This is a genomic window from Mycobacterium sp. NGS57, from assembly GCF_059812405.1.
The window spans coordinates 1-19,119 of record NZ_JCALCP010000015.1; the positions used below are offsets into that span (position 1 = coordinate 1).

19 protein-coding genes and 1 pseudogene are annotated in these 19,119 nt (G+C 70.2%); 17 read left to right on the forward strand and 3 right to left on the reverse strand.

Annotated elements, in window-relative coordinates; all coding sequences use genetic code 11:
* Nucleotides 1–52: 52 nt before the first annotated feature.
* Nucleotides 53–466 (reverse strand): nitroreductase family deazaflavin-dependent oxidoreductase, encoded by a 414-nt coding sequence (locus AC5Y43_RS22770; RefSeq protein ID WP_499976252.1) that lies wholly within the window; start codon nt 464–466, stop codon nt 53–55.
* Between the two features lie 46 nt (nt 467–512).
* On the opposite strand from AC5Y43_RS22770, the gene hisD reads away from it, so the two are divergent.
* The 8 genes from hisD (at nt 513) to hisI (ending at nt 6,997) form a co-directional block, all read left to right on the forward strand.
* A complete protein-coding gene (gene hisD / locus AC5Y43_RS22775) occupies nt 513–1,859 on the forward strand; it encodes a histidinol dehydrogenase (RefSeq protein WP_499976254.1) in 1,347 nt (448 codons plus the stop codon).
* Nucleotides 1,856–2,992 (forward strand): histidinol-phosphate transaminase, encoded by a 1,137-nt coding sequence (locus tag AC5Y43_RS22780; protein ID WP_499976255.1) that lies wholly within the window; start codon nt 1,856–1,858, stop codon nt 2,990–2,992. The genes hisD and AC5Y43_RS22780 overlap by 4 nt, the downstream gene beginning before the upstream one ends.
* On the forward strand, nt 2,989–3,609 hold the full coding sequence (hisB, locus tag AC5Y43_RS22785; protein ID WP_499976256.1) for an imidazoleglycerol-phosphate dehydratase HisB: 621 nt from the start codon (nt 2,989–2,991) through the stop codon (nt 3,607–3,609). The genes AC5Y43_RS22780 and hisB overlap by 4 nt, the downstream gene beginning before the upstream one ends.
* Nucleotides 3,606–4,226, forward strand: coding sequence for an imidazole glycerol phosphate synthase subunit HisH (gene hisH / locus AC5Y43_RS22790; RefSeq protein WP_499976258.1), 621 nt, complete (start codon nt 3,606–3,608; stop codon nt 4,224–4,226). Before hisB ends, hisH begins: the two co-directional genes overlap by 4 nt.
* Nucleotides 4,227–4,308: 82 nt before the next feature.
* Complete coding sequence (gene priA / locus AC5Y43_RS22795) at nt 4,309–5,052, forward strand: bifunctional 1-(5-phosphoribosyl)-5-((5-phosphoribosylamino)methylideneamino)imidazole-4-carboxamide isomerase/phosphoribosylanthranilate isomerase PriA (RefSeq protein WP_499976261.1); 744 nt, start codon at nt 4,309–4,311, stop codon at nt 5,050–5,052.
* A gap of 16 nt (nt 5,053–5,068) precedes the next feature.
* Nucleotides 5,069–5,869 carry an inositol monophosphatase family protein gene (locus AC5Y43_RS22800; protein ID WP_499976415.1) on the forward strand — a complete coding sequence of 267 codons (801 nt, stop codon included), beginning with the start codon at nt 5,069–5,071 and terminating at the stop codon, nt 5,867–5,869.
* 1 nt (nt 5,870) lies between these two features.
* Nucleotides 5,871–6,653, forward strand: a complete 783-nt coding sequence (gene hisF / locus AC5Y43_RS22805; RefSeq protein WP_499976264.1) for an imidazole glycerol phosphate synthase subunit HisF — start codon at nt 5,871–5,873, stop codon at nt 6,651–6,653.
* Entirely contained in the window at nt 6,650–6,997 is a 348-nt protein-coding gene (gene hisI / locus AC5Y43_RS22810) for a phosphoribosyl-AMP cyclohydrolase (RefSeq protein ID WP_499976266.1), read from the forward strand. Before hisF ends, hisI begins: the two co-directional genes overlap by 4 nt.
* On the opposite strand, the gene AC5Y43_RS22815 is transcribed toward hisI, so the two are convergent.
* Nucleotides 6,994–8,529: a serine/threonine-protein kinase gene (locus tag AC5Y43_RS22815; protein ID WP_499976268.1), complete on the reverse strand. Its 1,536-nt coding sequence runs from the start codon at nt 8,527–8,529 to the stop codon at nt 6,994–6,996. The genes hisI and AC5Y43_RS22815 overlap by 4 nt on opposite strands.
* Nucleotides 8,530–8,567: 38 nt before the next feature.
* Here AC5Y43_RS22815 and AC5Y43_RS22820 point away from each other — a divergent pair.
* Nucleotides 8,568–9,673 (forward strand): annotated as a pseudogene (locus AC5Y43_RS22820) (calcium:cation antiporter).
* A gap of 6 nt (nt 9,674–9,679) precedes the next feature.
* Here the strand turns inward: AC5Y43_RS22820 and AC5Y43_RS22825 are convergent.
* The gene (locus tag AC5Y43_RS22825; RefSeq protein WP_499976270.1) at nt 9,680–10,144 is read right to left on the reverse strand and encodes a peroxiredoxin; all 465 of its coding nucleotides are present in this window, start codon (nt 10,142–10,144) and stop codon (nt 9,680–9,682) included.
* A 53-nt stretch (nt 10,145–10,197) separates the two neighbouring features.
* On the opposite strand from AC5Y43_RS22825, the gene AC5Y43_RS22830 reads away from it, so the two are divergent.
* The 8 genes from AC5Y43_RS22830 (at nt 10,198) to AC5Y43_RS22865 (ending at nt 19,087) form a co-directional block, all read left to right on the forward strand.
* Nucleotides 10,198–11,730, forward strand: a complete 1,533-nt coding sequence (locus AC5Y43_RS22830; RefSeq protein WP_499976272.1) for an anthranilate synthase component I — start codon at nt 10,198–10,200, stop codon at nt 11,728–11,730.
* Nucleotides 11,723–12,376 carry a TIGR02234 family membrane protein gene (locus AC5Y43_RS22835; RefSeq protein WP_499976274.1) on the forward strand — a complete coding sequence of 218 codons (654 nt, stop codon included), beginning with the start codon at nt 11,723–11,725 and terminating at the stop codon, nt 12,374–12,376. Before AC5Y43_RS22830 ends, AC5Y43_RS22835 begins: the two co-directional genes overlap by 8 nt.
* A gap of 100 nt (nt 12,377–12,476) precedes the next feature.
* Entirely contained in the window at nt 12,477–13,295 is an 819-nt protein-coding gene (gene trpC / locus AC5Y43_RS22840; RefSeq protein WP_499976277.1) for an indole-3-glycerol phosphate synthase TrpC, read from the forward strand.
* Nucleotides 13,296–13,331: 36 nt separating this feature from the next.
* Nucleotides 13,332–14,594 carry a tryptophan synthase subunit beta gene (trpB, locus tag AC5Y43_RS22845; protein WP_499976280.1) on the forward strand — a complete coding sequence of 421 codons (1,263 nt, stop codon included), beginning with the start codon at nt 13,332–13,334 and terminating at the stop codon, nt 14,592–14,594.
* Nucleotides 14,591–15,400, forward strand: coding sequence for a tryptophan synthase subunit alpha (gene trpA, locus AC5Y43_RS22850; protein ID WP_499976283.1), 810 nt, complete (start codon nt 14,591–14,593; stop codon nt 15,398–15,400). Before trpB ends, trpA begins: the two co-directional genes overlap by 4 nt.
* Complete coding sequence (locus AC5Y43_RS22855; RefSeq protein WP_499976285.1) at nt 15,397–16,851, forward strand: prolipoprotein diacylglyceryl transferase; 1,455 nt, start codon at nt 15,397–15,399, stop codon at nt 16,849–16,851. Before trpA ends, AC5Y43_RS22855 begins: the two co-directional genes overlap by 4 nt.
* A gap of 124 nt (nt 16,852–16,975) precedes the next feature.
* Nucleotides 16,976–18,337, forward strand: a complete 1,362-nt coding sequence (locus AC5Y43_RS22860; protein ID WP_499976286.1) for an HNH endonuclease signature motif containing protein — start codon at nt 16,976–16,978, stop codon at nt 18,335–18,337.
* Between the two features lie 306 nt (nt 18,338–18,643).
* Nucleotides 18,644–19,087, forward strand: coding sequence for a DUF2752 domain-containing protein (locus AC5Y43_RS22865; protein ID WP_499976289.1), 444 nt, complete (start codon nt 18,644–18,646; stop codon nt 19,085–19,087).
* Nucleotides 19,088–19,119: the final 32 nt, after the last annotated feature.

A 19,119-nucleotide genomic window follows, 5' to 3' on the forward strand; every position in this document is an offset into this window, starting at 1 on the left:
GCTACTCGGAAAACGTGTCGCCAGTTGCACTCTCGCGAGCGTGGGCAGTGAGTCAGGCGACGTCGCCGACGAAAATCCCCATCCGCCGCAGCTGCACGCGCGCCATGAACGGCAGCCCCGCACCGTCGGAGCCGGCGGGCAGGATCCGCGGATTGGTGATGTGCACCACGCGGTCGCGGCCGAACTGCACGTCCGCCGAGCCGGCGGCCAGCACGTTCTTGGCCCAGTTCGTCTTGCCGTGGCCCAGCGCGATCGCCAGGACGTTGCCCTTGCGGTAAGGGGTGATGATCGTTTCGTACTCCTTTCCGGACGTGCGACCGCGATGCTTGATGGTCGCGGTTCCGGGAAGGAAGCGCGCGATCGGCTTGATCGCCGAATTCAAGTACTTGACCTGAAGGTTCTCAAACCAGACCGGAAAGACCATCGGGATGCCCGGGGCGTTGTTGGGATGATCCTTTCTGGACATGACCGCACTGTACCGGTCGGTTATTCACTTGAGCTGCTCTGGGACAATGGACAACGTGAACCCCGCCCCACCGTCGCCGATCGCCCGCATTGACCTGCGCGGCGCGGAGTTGACGGCCGCCCGGCTGCGCGCGGCGCTGCCGCGCGGCGGCGCCGACGTGGACAGCGTGCTGCCCCGGGTGCGCCCGATCGTGCAGGCCGTCGCCGAGCGCGGGGCCGAGGCGGCGCTGGAATACGGGGCGCAATTCGACGGCGTGCGGCCCCCGGCCGCGCGGGTGCCCACCGCCGCGCTCGAACGGGCGCTGGCCGGGCTGGACGCCGACGTGGCCGAGGCGCTGCGGGTGATGATCGAACGCGCCCGCGCCGTGCACGCCGACCAGCGGCGCGCCGACGTCACCACCACGCTGGGCCCCGGCGCGACGGTCACCGAGCGGTGGGTCCCCGTCGAGCGGGTGGGCCTGTACGTGCCCGGCGGCAACGCGGTGTACCCGTCCAGCGTGGTGATGAACGTGGTGCCGGCGCAGGCCGCGGGCGTCGGCTCGCTGGTGGTGGCCAGCCCGCCGCAGTCCCAGTTTCAAGGGCTGCCGCACCCGACGATCCTGGCCGCGGCGCGGCTGCTCGGGGTCGAGGAGGTGTGGGCTGTCGGGGGGGCGCAGGCCGTGGCGCTGCTGGCCTACGGCGGCACCGACACCGACGGAACGGAGCTCAGGCCCGTCGACATGGTCACCGGACCCGGCAACATCTACGTCACGGCCGCAAAGCGGCTGTGCCGCTCGCGCGTGGGCATCGACGCCGAGGCCGGCCCGACCGAGATCGCGATCCTGGCCGACCACACCGCCGACCCGGCGCACGTGGCCGCCGACCTGATCAGCCAGGCCGAACACGACGAGATGGCCGGTAGCGTCCTGGTGACCGCGAGCGAGAAGCTGGCCGGCGCCACCGAACGCGAACTGGCCGCCCAGCTGGAGACGACGGTGCACCGCGAACGGGTGACGGCCGCGCTGGGCGGCCCCCAATCGGCGATCATTCTGGTCGACGACCTCGACGCCGGGGTCGAGGTCGTCAACGCCTACGCCGCCGAGCACCTGGAGATCCAGACCGTCGACGCCGCGCGGGTGGCCGACCGAATCCGTTCGGCCGGAGCGATTTTCGTCGGCCCCTACGCGCCGGTGAGCCTCGGCGACTACTGCGCCGGATCCAACCACGTGCTGCCCACCGGCGGCAGCGCCCGCCACTCCAGCGGCCTGTCGGTGCAGACGTTCCTGCGCGGCATCCACGTCGTCGACTACACCGAGGCCGCCCTCAAAGACGTGTCCGGGCACGTGGTCACGCTGGCCAAGGCCGAGGATCTGCCATCGCACGGCGAGGCGGTACGGCGGAGGTTCGAGCGGTGACAGGACCCGGCAAGCCGACCCTGGACGACCTGCCCCTGCGCGACGACCTGCGGGGCAAATCGCCCTACGGGGCACCGCAATTGGCCGTCCCGGTGCGGCTGAACACCAACGAGAACCCGCACCCGCCCAGCCGGGCGCTGGTCGACGACGTGGTGCGGTCGGTGGCCGACGCCGCCGCGGACCTGCACCGCTATCCCGACCGGGACGCGGTGGCGCTGCGCCGCGATTTGGCGAGCTACCTCACCGCGCAGACGGGCACCCGGCTCGGTGTCGAAAACCTATGGGCCGCCAACGGTTCCAACGAGATCCTGCAGCAGTTGTTGCAGGCGTTCGGCGGTCCGGGGCGCACCGCGGTCGGGTTCGTCCCGTCCTACTCGATGCATCCGATCATCGCCGACGGCACCCGCACCGAATGGCTCGAGGCCGCGCGCGGCGACGACTTCGCCCTCGACGTGGACACCGCGGTCGCCGCCGTCGTCGAACGCCGGCCCGACGTCGTCTTCATCGCCAGCCCCAACAACCCGTCGGGGCAAAGCGTTTCGCTGCCCGACCTGCGCCGCCTGCTCGAGGTGGTGTCCGGCATCCTGATCGTCGACGAGGCCTATGGCGAGTTTTCCTCGCAACCCAGCGCGGTGTCGCTGGTCGAGGAGTATCCGACGCGGCTCGTGGTCACCCGCACCATGAGCAAGGCGTTCGCGTTCGCCGGCGGGCGCCTCGGGTACCTGATCGCCACGCCCGCGTTGATCGACGCGATGCTGCTGGTGCGGCTGCCGTACCACCTGTCGTCGGTCACCCAGGCCGCGGCCCGCGCGGCGCTGCGGCACGCCGACGACACCCTGAGCAGCGTGGCAACACTGATTCAGGAACGGGAACGGGTCAGCAAAGCGTTGAGCGGCATGGGGTTTCGGGTGATCCCGAGCGACGCCAACTTCGTGCTGTTCGGGCAATTCGCCGACGCGCCGGCGGCCTGGCAGCGCTACCTGGACGCAGGCGTCCTGATCCGCGACGTCGGGATCCCCGGCTACCTGCGCGCCACCACCGGGCTGGCGGACGAGAACGACGCCTTCCTGCGCGCCAGCGCCCCCATCGCCGCGACCGACCTGGTCCCAGCCACCCCCGTAGGAGCCCCGTGACCACCACCGAAAGCCGTTGCGCGCGTATCGAACGGCGCACCAAGGAATCCGACATCGTCGTCGAGCTCGACCTGGACGGCACCGGGCAGGTCCACGTCGACACCGGGGTGCCGTTCTACGACCACATGCTGACCGCGCTGGGCAGCCACGCCAGCTTCGACCTGACCGTGCGCACCCAGGGCGACGTCGAGATCGAGGGGCACCACACCATCGAGGACACCGCGATCGCTCTCGGTCAGGCGCTCGGGGAGGCCCTCGGCGACAAGAAGGGCATCCGCCGCTTCGGCGACGCCTTCATCCCGATGGACGAGGCGCTGGCCCACGCCGTGGTCGACGTGTCCGGGCGCGCCTACTGCGTGCACACGGGTGAGCCGGATCACCTGCGGCACATCACGATTGCGGGCAGCTCGGTGCCCTACCACACGGTCGTGAACCGGCACGTATTCGAGACGCTGGCCGCCAACGCCCGCATCGCGCTGCACGTGCGGGTGCTCTATGGGCGCGATCCGCACCACATCACCGAGGCGGAGTACAAGGCGGTGGCCCGCGCGCTGCGCCAGGCCGTCGAGCGCGACCCCCGGGTGTCCGGCGTGCCGTCCACCAAAGGCGTTCTGTGAGTTCCAAATCGGTGGTCATTCTCGATTACGGCTCGGGCAACCTGCGCTCGGCGCAGCGTGCGCTGCAGCGGGCCGGGGCGTCGGTCGAGGTGACCGCCGACGCGGACGCCGCCGCCGCCGCCGACGGCCTGGTCGTCCCGGGAGTCGGCGCCTTCGAGGCGTGCATGACGGGCCTGCGCAAGATCGCGGGCGAGCGGATCATCGCCGACCGGGTGGCGGCCGGGCACCCGGTCCTGGGCGTGTGCGTCGGCATGCAGATCCTGTTCGCCCACGGCGTCGAATTCGGCGTGGACACCCGGGGCTGCGGGCAGTGGCCCGGGGCGGTCACCCGGCTGGACGCGCCGGTGATCCCGCACATGGGCTGGAACGTCGTCGATTCCGGGCCGGGCAGCGCGCTGTTCAAAGGGCTGGACGCCGGCACCCGCTTCTACTTCGTGCACTCCTACGCCGCCCAGCGCTGGGAGGGCTCCCCGGGGGCGGTGCTGACGTGGGCGACCCACCGGGTGCCGTTTCTGGCCGCGGTCGAGGACGGGCCGCTGGCCGCGACCCAATTCCATCCGGAAAAAAGCGGTGATGCCGGTGCGGCCGTGTTGAGCAATTGGGTCGAGGGACTGTGATCAACTTCGCGAAAGTGCAACTAGCGACGCAAAACCCGAGAAGATGCGTCGCCAGTTGCACTCTCGGCGCGCAGGAGGAAAAGTGCTGACTTTGTTACCCGCCGTCGACGTGGTCGACGGCCGCGCCGTGCGTCTGGTGCAGGGCAAGGCGGGCAGCGAAACCGAGTACGGCTCGGCGCTGGACGCCGCCCTGGGCTGGCAGCGCGACGGGGCCGAGTGGATCCACCTGGTCGACCTGGACGCCGCGTTCGGCCGCGGCTCCAATCGCGAGTTGCTCGCCGAGGTGGTGGGCAAGCTCGACGTGCAGGTGGAACTGTCCGGCGGGATCCGCGACGACGACTCCCTGGCCGCCGCGCTGGCCACCGGCTGCACCCGGGTCAACCTGGGAACGGCGGCTTTGGAAAACCCGCAATGGTGTGCGCGCGCGATCGCCGAGCACGGCGACAGGGTCGCCGTCGGGCTGGATGTCCAAATTGACCCTAGCCACCCAGAAGGCCGGCACCGGCTGCGCGGCCGCGGCTGGGAGACCGACGGCGGCGACCTGTGGGATGTGCTGGAACGCCTTGACGCTCAAGGGTGTTCGCGGTATGTGGTCACCGACGTCACCAAGGACGGGACGCTGGGCGGCCCGAACCTCGACCTGCTGGCCGCCGTGGCCGAACGCACCGACGCGCCGGTGATCGCGTCGGGCGGGGTGTCCAGCCTGGACGACCTGCGCGCGATCGCGACCCTCACCGGCCGCGGCGTCGAGGGCGCCATCGTCGGCAAGGCCCTCTACGCCGGACGGTTCACGCTGCCGGAGGCCCTGGCAGCGGTGCAGCGGTGAAGCGGTGAAGGCGCACATGGACCTGACCGCGCTGACGTCGGTGGCGGCCTCGATCCTCGACGCCGCCGTGCCGCGCTTCGTGGAGGGCCACCGCGCCGACTCGGCGGTTTCGAAGAAGGGCAACGACTTCGCCACCGAGATCGACCTCGCCATCGAGCGGCAGGTTGTCACCGCGCTGCAGGCGACTACCGGGATCGGGGTGCACGGCGAGGAATTCGGCGGCACCGACGTCGACTCGTCGTGGGTGTGGGTGCTCGACCCCATCGACGGCACGTTCAACTACGCGGCGGGATCGCCGATGGCCGCGATCCTGCTGGCGCTGTTGCACGACGGCGATCCGGTCGTGGGACTGACCTGGCTGCCGTTCGTCGGCGAGCGTTACACCGCCGCGGCCGGCGGGCCGCTGATCAAAAACGGTGAGCCGCAACCGGCATTGGAGACCACGGAGCTTGCCGACAGCCTGGTGGCCGTCGGAACGTTCAGCGCCGATTCGCGGGGCCCGTACCCCGGGCGCTACCGGATCGCCGTGCTGGAGAACCTGAGCCGGGTGTCGTCGCGGCTGCGCATGCACGGCTCCACCGGCATCGACCTCACCTACGTCGCCGACGGGATACTCAGTGCCGCAATAACGTTCGGCGGCCACATCTGGGATCACGCGGCCGGGGTCGCGCAGGTGAGAGCCGCGGGCGGGGTCGTCACCGACCTGGCCGGCAAACCGTGGACCCCGGCGTCGGAGTCGGTGCTGGCCGCGGCGCCCGGCGCGCACGGCGAAGTCCTCGAGATCCTGCGCGCCGTCGGCGAACCGGGGGACTACTGAGATGGCCGACACCCGCCTCGCCGTGCGCGTGATCCCGTGCCTGGACGTCGACGCCGGGCGCGTGGTCAAGGGCGTCAACTTCGAAAACCTGCGCGACGCCGGCGATCCGGTCGAGCTGGCGGCGGCCTACGACGCCGAGGGCGCCGACGAGCTGACCTTCCTGGACGTGACGGCGTCGTCGTCGGGCCGGGCGACCATGCTGGAGGTGGTGCGCCGCACCGCCGAGCAGGTGTTCATCCCGCTCACGGTCGGCGGCGGGGTGCGCACGGTCGCCGACGTCGACACGCTGCTGCGCGCCGGTGCCGACAAGGTCTCGGTCAACACCGCCGCCATCGCCCGGCCCGACCTATTGGCGGAAATGGCAACCCAATTCGGGTCGCAGTGCATCGTGTTGTCCGTCGACGCCCGCACGGTGCCGGCGGGATCGGCTGCCACCCCGTCGGGCTGGGAGGTGACCACCCACGGCGGCCGGCGCGGCACCGGCATCGACGCCGTCGAGTGGGCCGCGCGGGGCGCCGAACTCGGGGTCGGCGAGATCCTGCTCAACTCGATGGACGCCGACGGCACCAAGGCGGGATTCGACCTGCCGATGCTGCGTGCGGTCCGCGCGGCGGTCACGGTGCCGGTGATCGCCAGCGGCGGCGCCGGGGCGGTGCGGCACTTCGCGCCCGCGGTCGCCGCCGGCGCGGATGCGGTGCTGGCGGCCAGCGTCTTTCACTTCCGGGAGCTGACCATCCGGCAGGTCAAGGACGCCATGGCCGCCGAGGGGATCACGGTCCGATGACGCTCGACCCCGCCATCGCCACGCGCCTCAAGCGCAACGCCGACGGGCTGATCGCCGCCGTCGTGCAGGAGCGCGGCAGCGGCGACGTGCTGATGGTCGCGTGGATGGACGACGCGGCGCTGGCCCGCACGCTGGAAACCCGTGAGGCGACGTACTATTCGCGCTCCCGCGCCGAGCAGTGGGTCAAGGGCGCGACGTCCGGTCACACCCAGCGCGTGCACTCCGTGCGCCTGGACTGCGACGGCGACACCGTGCTGGTGACCGTCGACCAGGTCGGCGGCGCCTGCCACACCGGTGACCACAGCTGTTTCGACGCCGACGTGCTGCTGGAACCGGAGAACTAGCCGGGGGCGACATCCAACCCGTTGGCCGCGGCGATCGCCGCGCGCGTCCATTCGTGGCGGTAGACGGCCGGGCCGATGCGGTCCCGCCGGATGAGTTCGAGGTCAATGGCCTTGCCCTGCAGCACCGCGTTCGGGACCCGGAACGAGTACGACGGCCCGTCGGTGGCGACGGCCAGGATGGCGTCGCTGTCGGTGAAGCTGTTGGCGCGCATGGTGTCCTCGGCCCACCGGAACGGCTTGAGGCCGCCGAAGTCCCTGACGTACACCACCCACAGGCGGGTGCCGCGCTCGGTGGACAGCTTGTTGAGCGCCCGGTTTACCGCCTCGCGCTCCACCGGGCCGAGCACCCCCGACTGGTCGGTGATCTGACCGGTGAGCCTGATCGCCGAGGCCGGCGCGGGCGGGGCGACGGCGCCCGGCGCCGGGGCCGCCGACTGCGTCGGAGCGTTGTCGGCACGTTGCTTGTGCCCCGCGCCGCCGAGCATGCGCACGCCGACGTAGGCGCCTACCGCGAGTACCGCGGCAGCGACGAGCGCCGCGATCACCACCGCCGGTCCGCGCCCGCCCCGGGACGCCTCGGGTGCCGCGGGTGCCTTAGCCGGGGCCCGCGGCTTCGGCTCGGCGATCGCCTCCGTCGGCGCCGCGATGACCTCCGTCGGGCCGGGGTTCACCTCGGCGGGGACGGTGTCGAGCTGGCTGGACAGGGCCGCCGCGAAATCGGAGCACGTCGGGTAGCGCTCGTCGGGCTTCTTGGCCAGGGCCTTGGCCAAGGGGCCGTCGAGGTTGGCCAGCTCGGGCCGGCGCTCGCTGATCGGCGGTGGCGGCGCGGACAGGTGCTGCGTGATGACGACCGCCGGATTGGAATGGCGAAACGGGGCCGAGCCGGCCAGCAGGTCGAACGCGGTGCAGCCCAGCGCGTACTGGTCGGCCCGGCCGTCGAGGTCCGCGCCCTGCAGCTGCTCGGGTGCGCAGTATGCGGTGGTGCCCACGAGCATGTTGGTCGCGGTCAAACCGCTGATGTCACCGAGTTCGCGGGCAATGCCGAAGTCGGCCAGCAGGATCCGCCGGCGCGGGTTGGGATCGGTCAGCAGGATGTTGGCCGGTTTGACGTCACGATGCAGCAGCCCGCGCGAATGGGCGTAGTCCAGAGCGTCGGCGACGGCCGAAATGATCTCCACCACATCGGCTTTCGGCATCCCGGACGGATACCGGGTGCGCAGCAGCCGCGCGGCGTCGGTGCCCTCGACGTAGTCCATCGAGATCCACAGTTGCCCGTCGTACTCGCCGCGGTCGTGGATACCGACGATGTGCTCGTTGTAGAGGCTGGCGGCCAGGTCGGCCTCGCGGTTGAAGCGTTGGCGGAACTCGTCATTCGCGGTCAGTTCGCCGGGCAGGATCTTGAGGGCGTCGCGGCGCGGCAGCCGCGGGTGCTGCGCCAGATACACCTGGCCCATGCCGCCGGTCCCCAACCGCCGGACGATGGTGTAACCGGCGAACACCTGTCCCTCGGTCAGACCACCGCTTTCGGGCATGTGAGCATGCTACTGAGGCCACGGCAGAATGGCGGGCAATGTTGAAAAGGCTGCCCTGGACCTCCTGGGCCACCGTGGTGCCGCTAGTCGCCGTCGTCGCGCTGACGGCCACCTGGGACGAACACGCCGGGCCGGCGGTGATCGGGTTGCAGGCCGCGCTGCTGATCGGCGCCGTGCTCGCCGCGGTCCAGCACGCGGAGGTGGTCGCGGCGCGCGTCGGCGAGCCGTTCGGGTCCCTGGTGCTCGCGGCCGCGGTGACGATCATCGAGGTGGCCATCATCGTCGCGTTGATGGCCTCGGGCGGCAACGAGGCGGCCACCCTGGCCCGCGACACGGCGTTCGCGGCGTTCATGATCACCACCAACGGGATCGCGGGACTGTCGCTGTCGTGGGGTTCCCGGCGCTACGGCGTGACGCTGTTCAACGCCGAGGGTAGCGGGGCGCGCTGGCCACCCTCACGACGCTGGCGACGCTGAGCCTGGCGTTGCCCGCGTTCACCGTCAGCCACCCGGGCAAGCAGTTCTCACCGGGCCAGCTCGCCTTCGCCGCGGTCGCCTCGCTGCTGCTGTACCTGCTGTTCGTGTTCACCCAGACCGTGCGTCACCGCGACTTTTTCCTGCCCGTCGCGCAGAAGGGCCAGAAGCGGGTGTTCGACGATCTCGAGGGCGGTCACGCGGAGCCGCCGAGCGCCCGCGAGGCGCTGACCAGCCTTGTGCTGCTGCTCGTGGCCCTGGTGGCGGTGGTGGGTCTGGCCGAACAGGAATCGCCGGCCATCGAGCGGCTGGTGACGGCGGCCGGGTTCCCGCAGACGTTCGTGGGGGTGGTAATCGCGATGCTGGTGCTGCTGCCCGAGACGCTCGCGGCGGTGCGCGCTGCGCGGCGCGGCCGCATCCAGACCAGCCTGAACCTGGCCTACGGCTCGGCGATGGCCAGCATCGGGCTGACCATCCCGACCATCGCGGTGGCCAGCATCTGGCTGAAGGGACCGCTGGTGCTGGGCCTGCAGCCCACCCAGCTGGTGTTGCTCGCGCTGACCGTGGTGATCAGCATGCTGACCGTGGTGCCCGGCCGGGCCACCCGGCTGCAGGGCGAGGTGCACCTGGTGCTGCTGGCCGCCTACATCTTCCTGGCGGTCATCCCCTAGGCCGCCCTAGGCCGACGAACGCGCCCGCAGCGTCGCCAGCGCCTTGTCGGCGTGGGTGTCCATGTTGAACTCGCTGGAGATCACGTCGAGCACCGTGCGGTCGGTGTCGATGACGAACGTGGTGCGCTTGACCGGCATCAGCTTGCCCAGCAGCCCGCGCTTGACGCCGAACTGCGCGGCGACGGTCCCCTCGGTGTCGGACAGCAGCGGGTAGTCGAACTTGCGCATCTCGGCGAACTTGGCCTGCTTTTCCACGGCGTCGGCGCTGATGCCGACCCGATTGGCCCCGACGGCGGCGAATTCGGCGGCCAAATCGCGGAAGTGGCAGGCCTCCTTGGTGCAGCCGGGCGTCATCGCCGCGGGGTAGAAGAACAGCACGACGGGCCCGTCGGCGAGCAGGGTGCTGAGCGTGCGGGGGGTTCCGGTCTGGTCGGGCAGTTCGAAGTCGGCCACCGTGTCACCAGTTTTCATGGCCGTGACGTTACGCCCGCGAGCCGTCCGCCCCCGTCTGGGAGGATGGGCCGGTGCCCGACCACCTCGCCGCCACCACCTCCCGGGAGGAGTTCCGCCACCTGGCCGCGGAACACCGCGTGGTTCCGGTGACCCGCAAGGTCCTGGCCGACAGCGAAACCCCGCTGTCGGCCTACCGCAAACTCGCCGCGAACCGGCCCGGCACGTTCCTGCTGGAGTCCGCCGAGAACGGCCGGTCCTGGTCGCGGTGGTCGTTCATCGGCGCGGGGGCGCCGTCGGCGCTGACCGTGCGCGACGGCGAAGCGGTGTGGCTGGGCGCCGTTCCCCGGGACGCGCCCACCGGCGGCGACCCGCTCGACGCGCTGCGCGCGACCCTCGAGTTGCTGGCCACCGGTCCGCTGCACGGGCTGCCACCGCTCTCGGGCGGCATGGTGGGGTTCTTCGCCTACGACCTGGTGCGGCGCCTGGAACGGCTGCCCGACCTGGCCGTCGACGACCTCCAACTGCCCGACATGGTGCTGCTGCTGGCCACCGACCTGGCGGCCGTCGACCACCACGAGGGCACCATCACGCTGATCGCCAACGCCGTGAACTGGAACGGCACCGACGACCGCGTCGACGAGGCCTACGACGACGCGGTCGCCCGGCTGGACGTGATGACCGCGGCGCTGGGCCAGCCGCTGCCGTCGACCGTGGCCACCTTCGGCCGCCCCGAACCCCGGCATCGCTCCCAGCGCACGGTCGAGGAATACGGCAAGATCGTCGACTACCTCGTCGAGCAGATCGCGGCCGGTGAGGCCTTTCAGGTGGTGCCCTCCCAGCGCTTCGAGATGGACACCGCCGTCGCGCCCATCGACGTGTACCGGATGCTGCGGGCCACCAATCCCAGCCCCTACATGTATCTGCTGCACGTGCCGAATAACGCTGGGACAACGGACTTTTCGATCGTCGGCTCCAGCCCGGAGGCGCTGGTCACCGTGGCCGACGGCTGGGCCACCACGCACCCGATCGCCGGGACCCGATGGCGTGGACAGACCGACGAAGAGGACACCCTGCTGGAAAAGGAGCTGCTCGCCGACGACAAGGAACGCGCCGAGCACCTGATGCTGGTCGACCTGGGCCGCAACGACCTGGGCCGGGTCTGCACGCCGGGCACCGTGCGCGTCGACGACTACAGCCACATCGAGCGCTACAGCCACGTCATGCACCTGGTCTCCACGGTGACCGGGAGGCTCGGAGAGGGCCGCACCGCGCTGGACGCGGTGACGGCCTGCTTCCCGGCCGGCACGCTGTCGGGCGCGCCCAAGGTGCGGGCCATGGAGTTGATCGAAGAGGTGGAGAAGACGCGCCGCGGGCTCTACGGCGGCGTGGTCGGCTACCTCGACTTCGCCGGCAACGCCGACTTCGCGATCGCGATCCGCACCGCGCTGATGCGCGACGGCACCGCCTACGTTCAGGCCGGCGGCGGGGTGGTGGCCGACTCCAACGGCCCCTACGAATACACCGAGGCCGCCAACAAGGCGCGCGCGGTGCTCAACGCGATCGCCGCCGCCGAGACGCTGACGGCCCCGAGCGGCGATGGCTGATTCCCGTCCGGGCCGGCTCCCGATCGTCGTCGCCCAACTGCTGCTGGTGGCCGCCGCGGGGGCGCTGTGGGTGGCGTCGCGACTGCCGTGGGTGGTGATCCGCTCGTTCGACGGGCTGGGTCCGCCCAAGCAGGTGACCCTGTCCGGGGCGACGTGGTCGACGGCGCTGCTGCCGTTGGCGCTGCTCATGCTGGCAACGGCCGTCGCGGCGCTGGCGGTGCGCGGCTGGTCGCTGCGGGTGCTGGCGGCGCTGCTGGCGGCGGCCAGCCTCGCGGTCGGCTACCTGGGCGTGAGCCTGTGGGTGGTGCCGCAGGTGGCGGTGCGGGGCGCCGAGCTGGCGCATGTCCCGGTGATGTTCCTGGTGGGAATCGAGCGGCGGCACTGGGGGGCGGGGATCGCGGTGGGCGCCGCGGTAAGCACGCTGATCGCGTCGGTCCTGTTGATGCGCTCGGCGCGGCAGAGCGCGGCGAAATACGCGGCGAAATCGGCGCGGCCCGCGACCCGCCGCCCGAATGCGCTCCGCGAAGGCGCCGACGGGGCGATGCTGGAGGGCACGGATATGTCGGAGCGGATGATCTGGGATGAGCTTGACGAGGGGCGCGACCCGACCGATGATGCCCGCGGGTCTGACACCGAGGGTCGGTGAACGGCCGTGCGGTGACGGTCGCTACCCTTGCGTGACGTCATCGAAATCGGCTGAGTAATCGTGGCGACAGTGGGATGGCAGTGGGAAGGGATCGACACGCATGAGCCCGGCGTCCGTGCTTGACTCCATCCTCGAGGGAGTTCGGGCCGACGTCGCCGCGCGTGAAGCCGTTATCAGCCTCACCGAGATCAAGGCGGCCGCGGCCGCCGCGCCGCCGCCGCGGGACGTCATGGCCGCGCTGCGCGAGCCCGGCATCGGCGTCATCGCCGAGGTCAAGCGCGCCAGCCCGTCGGCGGGTTCGCTAGCGCCCATTAACGATCCGGCGAAGCTGGCCCGGGCCTACGAGGACGGCGGCGCGCGCATCATCAGCGTCTTGACCGAGCAGCGACGCTTCCGGGGCTCGCTCGACGACCTCGACGCGGTGCGGGCCGCGGTGTCAATCCCGATCTTGCGCAAAGACTTTGTGGTGCAGCCCTATCAGATCCACGAGGCGCGCGCGCACGGCGCCGACATGCTGCTGCTGATCGTCGCCGCCTTGGAGCAGTCGGCATTGGTGTCGATGCTCGACCGCACCGAATCGCTCGGAATGACGGCCCTCGTCGAAGTGCACACCGAGGAGGAAGCCGACCGGGCGCTGAAGGCGGGGGCCAACGTGATCGGCGTCAACGCCCGCGATCTCACCACGCTGACCGTGGACCGGGATTGCTTCGCGCGCATCGCTCCCGGGCTGCCCAGCAAGGTGATCAGGGTCGCCGAATCCGGGGTGCGCGGCACCGGGGACCTGCTGGCCTACGCCGGTGCCGGCGCCGACGCCGTGTTGGTCGGCGAGGGTCTGGTCAAAAGCGGCGATCCCCGCGCGGCGGTTGCCGATCTGGTCACCGCGGGCACCCACCCGTCCTGCCCGAAACCGTCTCGCTAGTCCGCCGATGAGCCGTTCCTGCGTCGAGCATTGGTGATGGTAGGTCCGTCCCGCCCGGAGCTTCCGCTTTCGAGTGCGGCCATCGCCGAACCCACCCGTCACGACCCCGACCCGGGTGGGCATTTCGGCGTGTACGGGGGCCGCTACGTCGCCGAGGCGCTGATGGCGGTGATCGAGGAGGTCACCGCCGCCTACGAAAAGGAGCGCGTCAACCCCGACTTCCTGGACACTCTCGACGAGCTGCAGGCCAACTACGCGGGCCGGCCGTCACCGTTGTACGAGGCCACCCGCCTGTCCGGGCACGCCGGCGCGGCGCGGATCTTCCTCAAACGAGAAGACTTGAACCACACCGGTTCTCACAAGATCAACAACGTGCTCGGCCAGGCCCTGCTGGCCAAGCGGATGGGCAAGAACCGGGTGATCGCCGAGACCGGGGCCGGTCAGCACGGCGTGGCCACGGCCACCGCGTGCGCGCTGCTCGGGCTGGAGTGTGTGGTCTACATGGGCGCCGTCGACACCGCGCGCCAGGCGCTCAACGTGGCCCGGATGCGGCTGCTGGGCGCCGAGGTCGTCTCGGTCGAGACCGGTTCGCAAACGCTCAAGGACGCCATCAACGAGGCGTTCCGCGACTGGGTCACCAACGCCGACAGCACCTACTACTGCTTCGGCACGGCGGCCGGGCCGCATCCGTTCCCGGTCATGGTGCGTGACTTTCAGCGCGTCATCGGCCTGGAGGCCCGCGCCCAGGTCCAGGCGCAGGCCGGCCGGCTGCCCGACGCGGTCACCGCGTGCGTCGGCGGCGGATCCAACGCGATCGGGATCTTCCACGCGTTCATCGACGATCCCGGCGTGCGGCTGATCGGGTTCGAGGCGGCCGGCGACGGCGTCGAGACCGGCAGGCACGCGGCCACATTCACCGGCGGTTCGCCCGGGGCCTTCCAGGGCTCGTTCTCCTATCTGCTGCAGGACGAGGACGGCCAGACCATCGAATCCCATTCGATCTCGGCGGGTCTGGACTATCCGGGGGTCGGCCCCGAACACGCCTGGCTGCGGGAAACCGGTCGCGCCGAGTACCGGCCGATCACCGACACCGAGGCGATGGAGGCGTTCGGCCTGCTGTGCCGCACGGAGGGAATCATCCCGGCCATCGAATCCGCGCACGCGGTCGCCGGGGCGCTCAAGCTGGGCAACGAATTAGGCAGGGGCGCAGTCATTGTGGTGAACCTCTCGGGGCGCGGTGACAAGGATGTCGAGACGGCCGCGAAGTGGTTCGGGCTGTTGGGGCCCGGTGGGCGATGACGGTGCAGCAGAGCCAGGCGAGCCGGCTGGGGCCGACGTTTGATTTGTGCCGCGCGGGCAACCGCGCGGCGCTGATCGGGTACCTGCCGACCGGTTACCCCGACGTGCCGGCCTCCGTGGCGGCGATGATCGCCCTCGTCGAATCCGGTTGCGACATCATCGAAGTCGGTGTGCCGTATTCGGATCCGGGCATGGACGGGCCGACGATTGCCCGGGCGACCGAGGCCGCGCTGCAGGGGGGAGTGCGGTTGCGGGACACGCTGGCCGCCGTCGAGGCGATCAGCGGGGCGGGCGGGCGCGCGGTGGTGATGACGTACTGGAATCCGGTGCTGCGCTACGGCATTGACGCGTTCGCCCGGGACCTGGCCGCCGCCGGCGGGCACGGCCTGATCACCCCCGACCTCATTCCCGACGAAGCCGGCCAGTGGCTGGCGGCATCCGAGGAGCATCGGTTGGATCGCATATTTCTGGTGGCGCCGTCGTCGACGCCGCAGCGGTTGGTGACGACGGTGGAGGCGTCGCGCGGATTCGTCTACGCGGCCTCGACGATGGGCGTGACGGGCGCGCGTGACGCGGTGTCGCAGGCCGCACCGGAGCTGGTGGGCAGGGTCAAGGAGGTATCCGACATCCCCGTCGGCGTCGGCCTGGGGGTGCGGTCGCGGGAGCAGGCCGCGCAGATCGGCGGCTACGCCGACGGTGTGATCGTCGGGTCCGCGCTGGTGTCGGCGCTGGGCGACGGCGGCCTGCCCGCGCTGCGCGCCCTCACCGAGGAACTCGCCACCGGTGTGCGGGGAGCCGCCTCATGACGCGGGTGCTCGCCGCCTTCCCCAGCCCGCCGCGGGGGGTGTGGCACCTGGGACCGTTGCCGATTCGGGCGTACGCGCTGTTCATCATCCTCGGCATCGTGGCGGCGTTGGTGATCGGCGACCGGCGCTGGGCGGCCCGCGGCGGCCAGCGGGGCGTGATCTACGACATCGCGCTGTGGGCGGTGCCGTTCGGGTTGCTGGGCGGCCGGCTCTATCACCTGGCCACCGACTGGCGGACCTATTGGGGTCCCGGCGGTGCCGGATCCTTCGCGGCGCTGCGGATCTGGGACGGCGGGCTGGGCATCTGGGGTGCGGTAGCGCTCGGCGGTGTCGGCGCGTGGATCGGCTGCCGGCGCCGGGGGATTCCGTTGCCGGCCTTCGGCGACGCGCTGGCGCCGGGAATCGTTTTGGCGCAGGCGATCGGCCGGTTGGGCAATTATTTCAACCAGGAGCTCTACGGCCGGGAGACCACGCTGCCGTGGGGTTTGGAGATCTTCTACCGGCGTGACCCGTCGGGGTATGTCGATCCCCATTCGCTCGACGGCGTCTCGACCGGGCAGGTCGCGTTCGTCGTGCAACCGACGTTTCTGTACGAATTGATCTGGAACGTCCTGATTTTCGTCGTGCTGATCCTCGTGGATCGCCGGTTCAGGTTCGGTCACGGGCGGCTGTTTGCGCTCTATGTGGCCGGCTACTGCGTCGGGCGGTTCGGCGTCGAGCTGCTGCGCAACGACACGGCAACGCTGATCGCGGGGATCCGGATCAACGTGTTCACATCGACTTTCGTGTTCATCGGGGCCGTGGTGTACATGATCCTGGCGCCGAAGGGCCGCGAGGGTCCGTTGACGCTGGGTGGCATCGATTACGTCGCGGCGCCTGAACCCGAGCCGGTGACGGTGGCTGATGGGGTGGCCGGCGCGGCAGCGGTTGGTGGGGACGACGACGACACCGAAGTCCGCGAGGGCGACGCCGAGACGGCCCAGATCGAAGAACCCACGGTCGCAGCCGACGAGCCCGAAGCCGACGAGGCAGAGGCTGAGGAGCCTGAAGCGGCTGAGGAGCAAAAGCCGGAGGCCGAGGCTGACGAGGCCGAGGAGCCCGAAGCCGAGGTTGTGGCGGCGGAGGTCGAAGACAAAGAGTCCGAAGTCGCTGAGGCCGAAGCCGCTGTCGCGGAGGACGTCGAGAGTGAAGCTGTGGAGTCAGAGGCCGCGGAAGCAGAAGCCGTCGCGACAGAGGCCGACGAGGCTGACGCCGCAGAACCCGAACCCGAAGAGCTAGAAGCCGAGCCCGAACCCGAAGATCCCGAAGCGGATTCAGAATCATCCGAGGCCGACGAGGTAGCCGAGACGCCACCCACGAAACCCTCCGTCGATGACGCGAGAACATCGGACACTGCCGCTGCAACCCGGCGGCGATTCAGCTTCCGGTTGAGTAGCCGTAGGAACCGCTGACAACCGGGCTCGTCCTGCGTGAACGGCTCCCTTCGCTCCTATTGTCTGTAATCCCTTGTGTCACTTTGGCTTCAGTGGTCACATTGTCCGATTAGTTGTCGGTGCCCATTCGTAGTGTCATGGTATGGGTTGCAGCAGCCGCGAGGAGATCGTCGAGGTGTTCGACGCGCTCGACGCTGACCTGGACAGGTTGGGCGCGTTGTCGTTTGATGCGTTCACGACTCCGGAGCGGTTGCGCGCGCTGGAGCGCATCGAGCGTGTTTGCCGCCAGCTGCGCACGCCTCAGCACGCGTTGATCAATCAGCTGGCCGCCCAAGCCGGCGAGGCAGAGTTGGGGGGCACGCTGCGGGTGGCGTTGGCGAATCGGTTGCGCATCACCAAGGCCGAAGCAATCCGGCGCATCGAGGAAGCCGAAGACCTCGGTGAGCGTCGGGCATTGACCGGTGAGCTGCTGGCGCCGCGGTTGAGTGCGACGGCGGCCGCCCAGCGCGACGGGCTCATTGGGGACCGGCACGTCAAAGTGATCCGCGATTTTTTCGACCATCTGCCCGTCGACGTGGACGTGGCCACCCGGGAGGCCGCCGACAAAGACCTGGCCGGCAAGGCCGCCCAGTATCGCCCCGATGAGGTGGCCAAATATGCCCAGCGGATCATGGACTGGATAAACCCCGACGGCGCATTCAAAGAGCAGGAACGCGCCCGCCGCCGCGGCATCGTGTTCGGCAAGCCCGAATACGACGGCATGTCGCGCATCAGCGGCCTGGTCACCCAGGAGTTGCGGGCGGCGATCGAGGCCATGTTGGCCAAGCTGGCCGCTCCCGGGGCGTGCAACCCCGAGGACGAAACCCCCGTCGTCGACGACATCCCCGATGAGGCCGCGGTGCGTCGCGATCACCGCAGCGCCCCGCAACGCAACCACGATGCATTCGTGGCCGCGCTGCGCGCGCTGTTCGCGTCGGGGAAACTGGGTTCGCACAACGGACTACCGGTGACAATCGTGGCGCTGACCACCCTCGCCGAGTTGGAGGCCGCCGCGGGCAAGGCTTTGACTGCTGGGGGCAGCTTGGTGCCGATGTCGGATGTGATCCGCTGGGCCGGCCACGCCCACCATTACGTGGCGATTTTCGACAAGGGGAAGGCGCTGGCGCTGTATCACACCAAACGCCTCGCGTCCCCGCCCCAGCGGATTGTGTTGTACGCCAAGGATCGCGGCTGCACGCGGCCGGGTTGTGACGCCCCGGCCTATCACAGCCAGGTCCACCACATCAACGGCTGGCAGGCCACCCGGCGCACCTACATCGACGAACTCACCCTGGCCTGCGGCCCCGACAACCGCCTGGCCGAACAAGGCTGGACCACCCGCACCAACGCCCACGGCCAAACCGAATGGATCCCACCCCCTCACCTTGACCACGGGCAGCCGAGGACCAATTCGTATCACCACCCCGAACGCTTCCTCGACGACGAAGACGACGACGTGCCATAGCGCTTTGGCGACGCTGGTCCTTCGGCGGATGCTCATGCCACGCGGACTCCCTTTGGACGTACCCGCCGCCTTCACCACTGAGCCTTCGCTGCCAACATTTACAGTCGGTGCCGGCGAGCTTGTCGACCTTCGAGTGCGAGCAGTGCAATGTAAAGCCGAAACGATCGGGTTAGGCCGAAAGACCTTGTGGCGGCGTCGATCCGGGAGGCACGCTAACTCTTCCGCAACCCGTACAAATTCGCCTACGAGGCCATACGTCGGCGCGGCGAGCGCCGGAGACGGGCGACACGTCGCAGCAGATCTGGCATGCTGACAAACGTGACTGACCGGGCAGGGCCGCCGCCGCAGCACCGCCGCCCGCAGCGTCACCGCGCATACCTCGCCATCGGCACCGGCGCGGTGCTGGCCGGCGCGCTGGGTTACGTCGCCCTCGTCGACCCGCACGACACGAATTCGGTGTATCCGCTGTGCCCGTTCAAGTGGCTCACGGGCTGGAATTGCCCCTTCTGCGGCGGGCTTCGGATGACGCACGATCTGCTGCACGGCGACCTGGCCGCCACCGTCAACGACAACATCTTCCTGCTCGTCGGCATCCCGTTGCTGGCCGTCTGGATCCTGTTCACGCGCCGCCGCGGCCGGCCGCCGATGCCACTACCGGCGGTGGTGACGATCACAGTCGCGGCGATCGTGTGGACGGTGGCGCGCAACGCGCCCGGTTTCCCGCTGGTCCCCACGATTCTGAGCGGATAGCCGCGTCGCCACGGCCAACCACCCGCCCGACT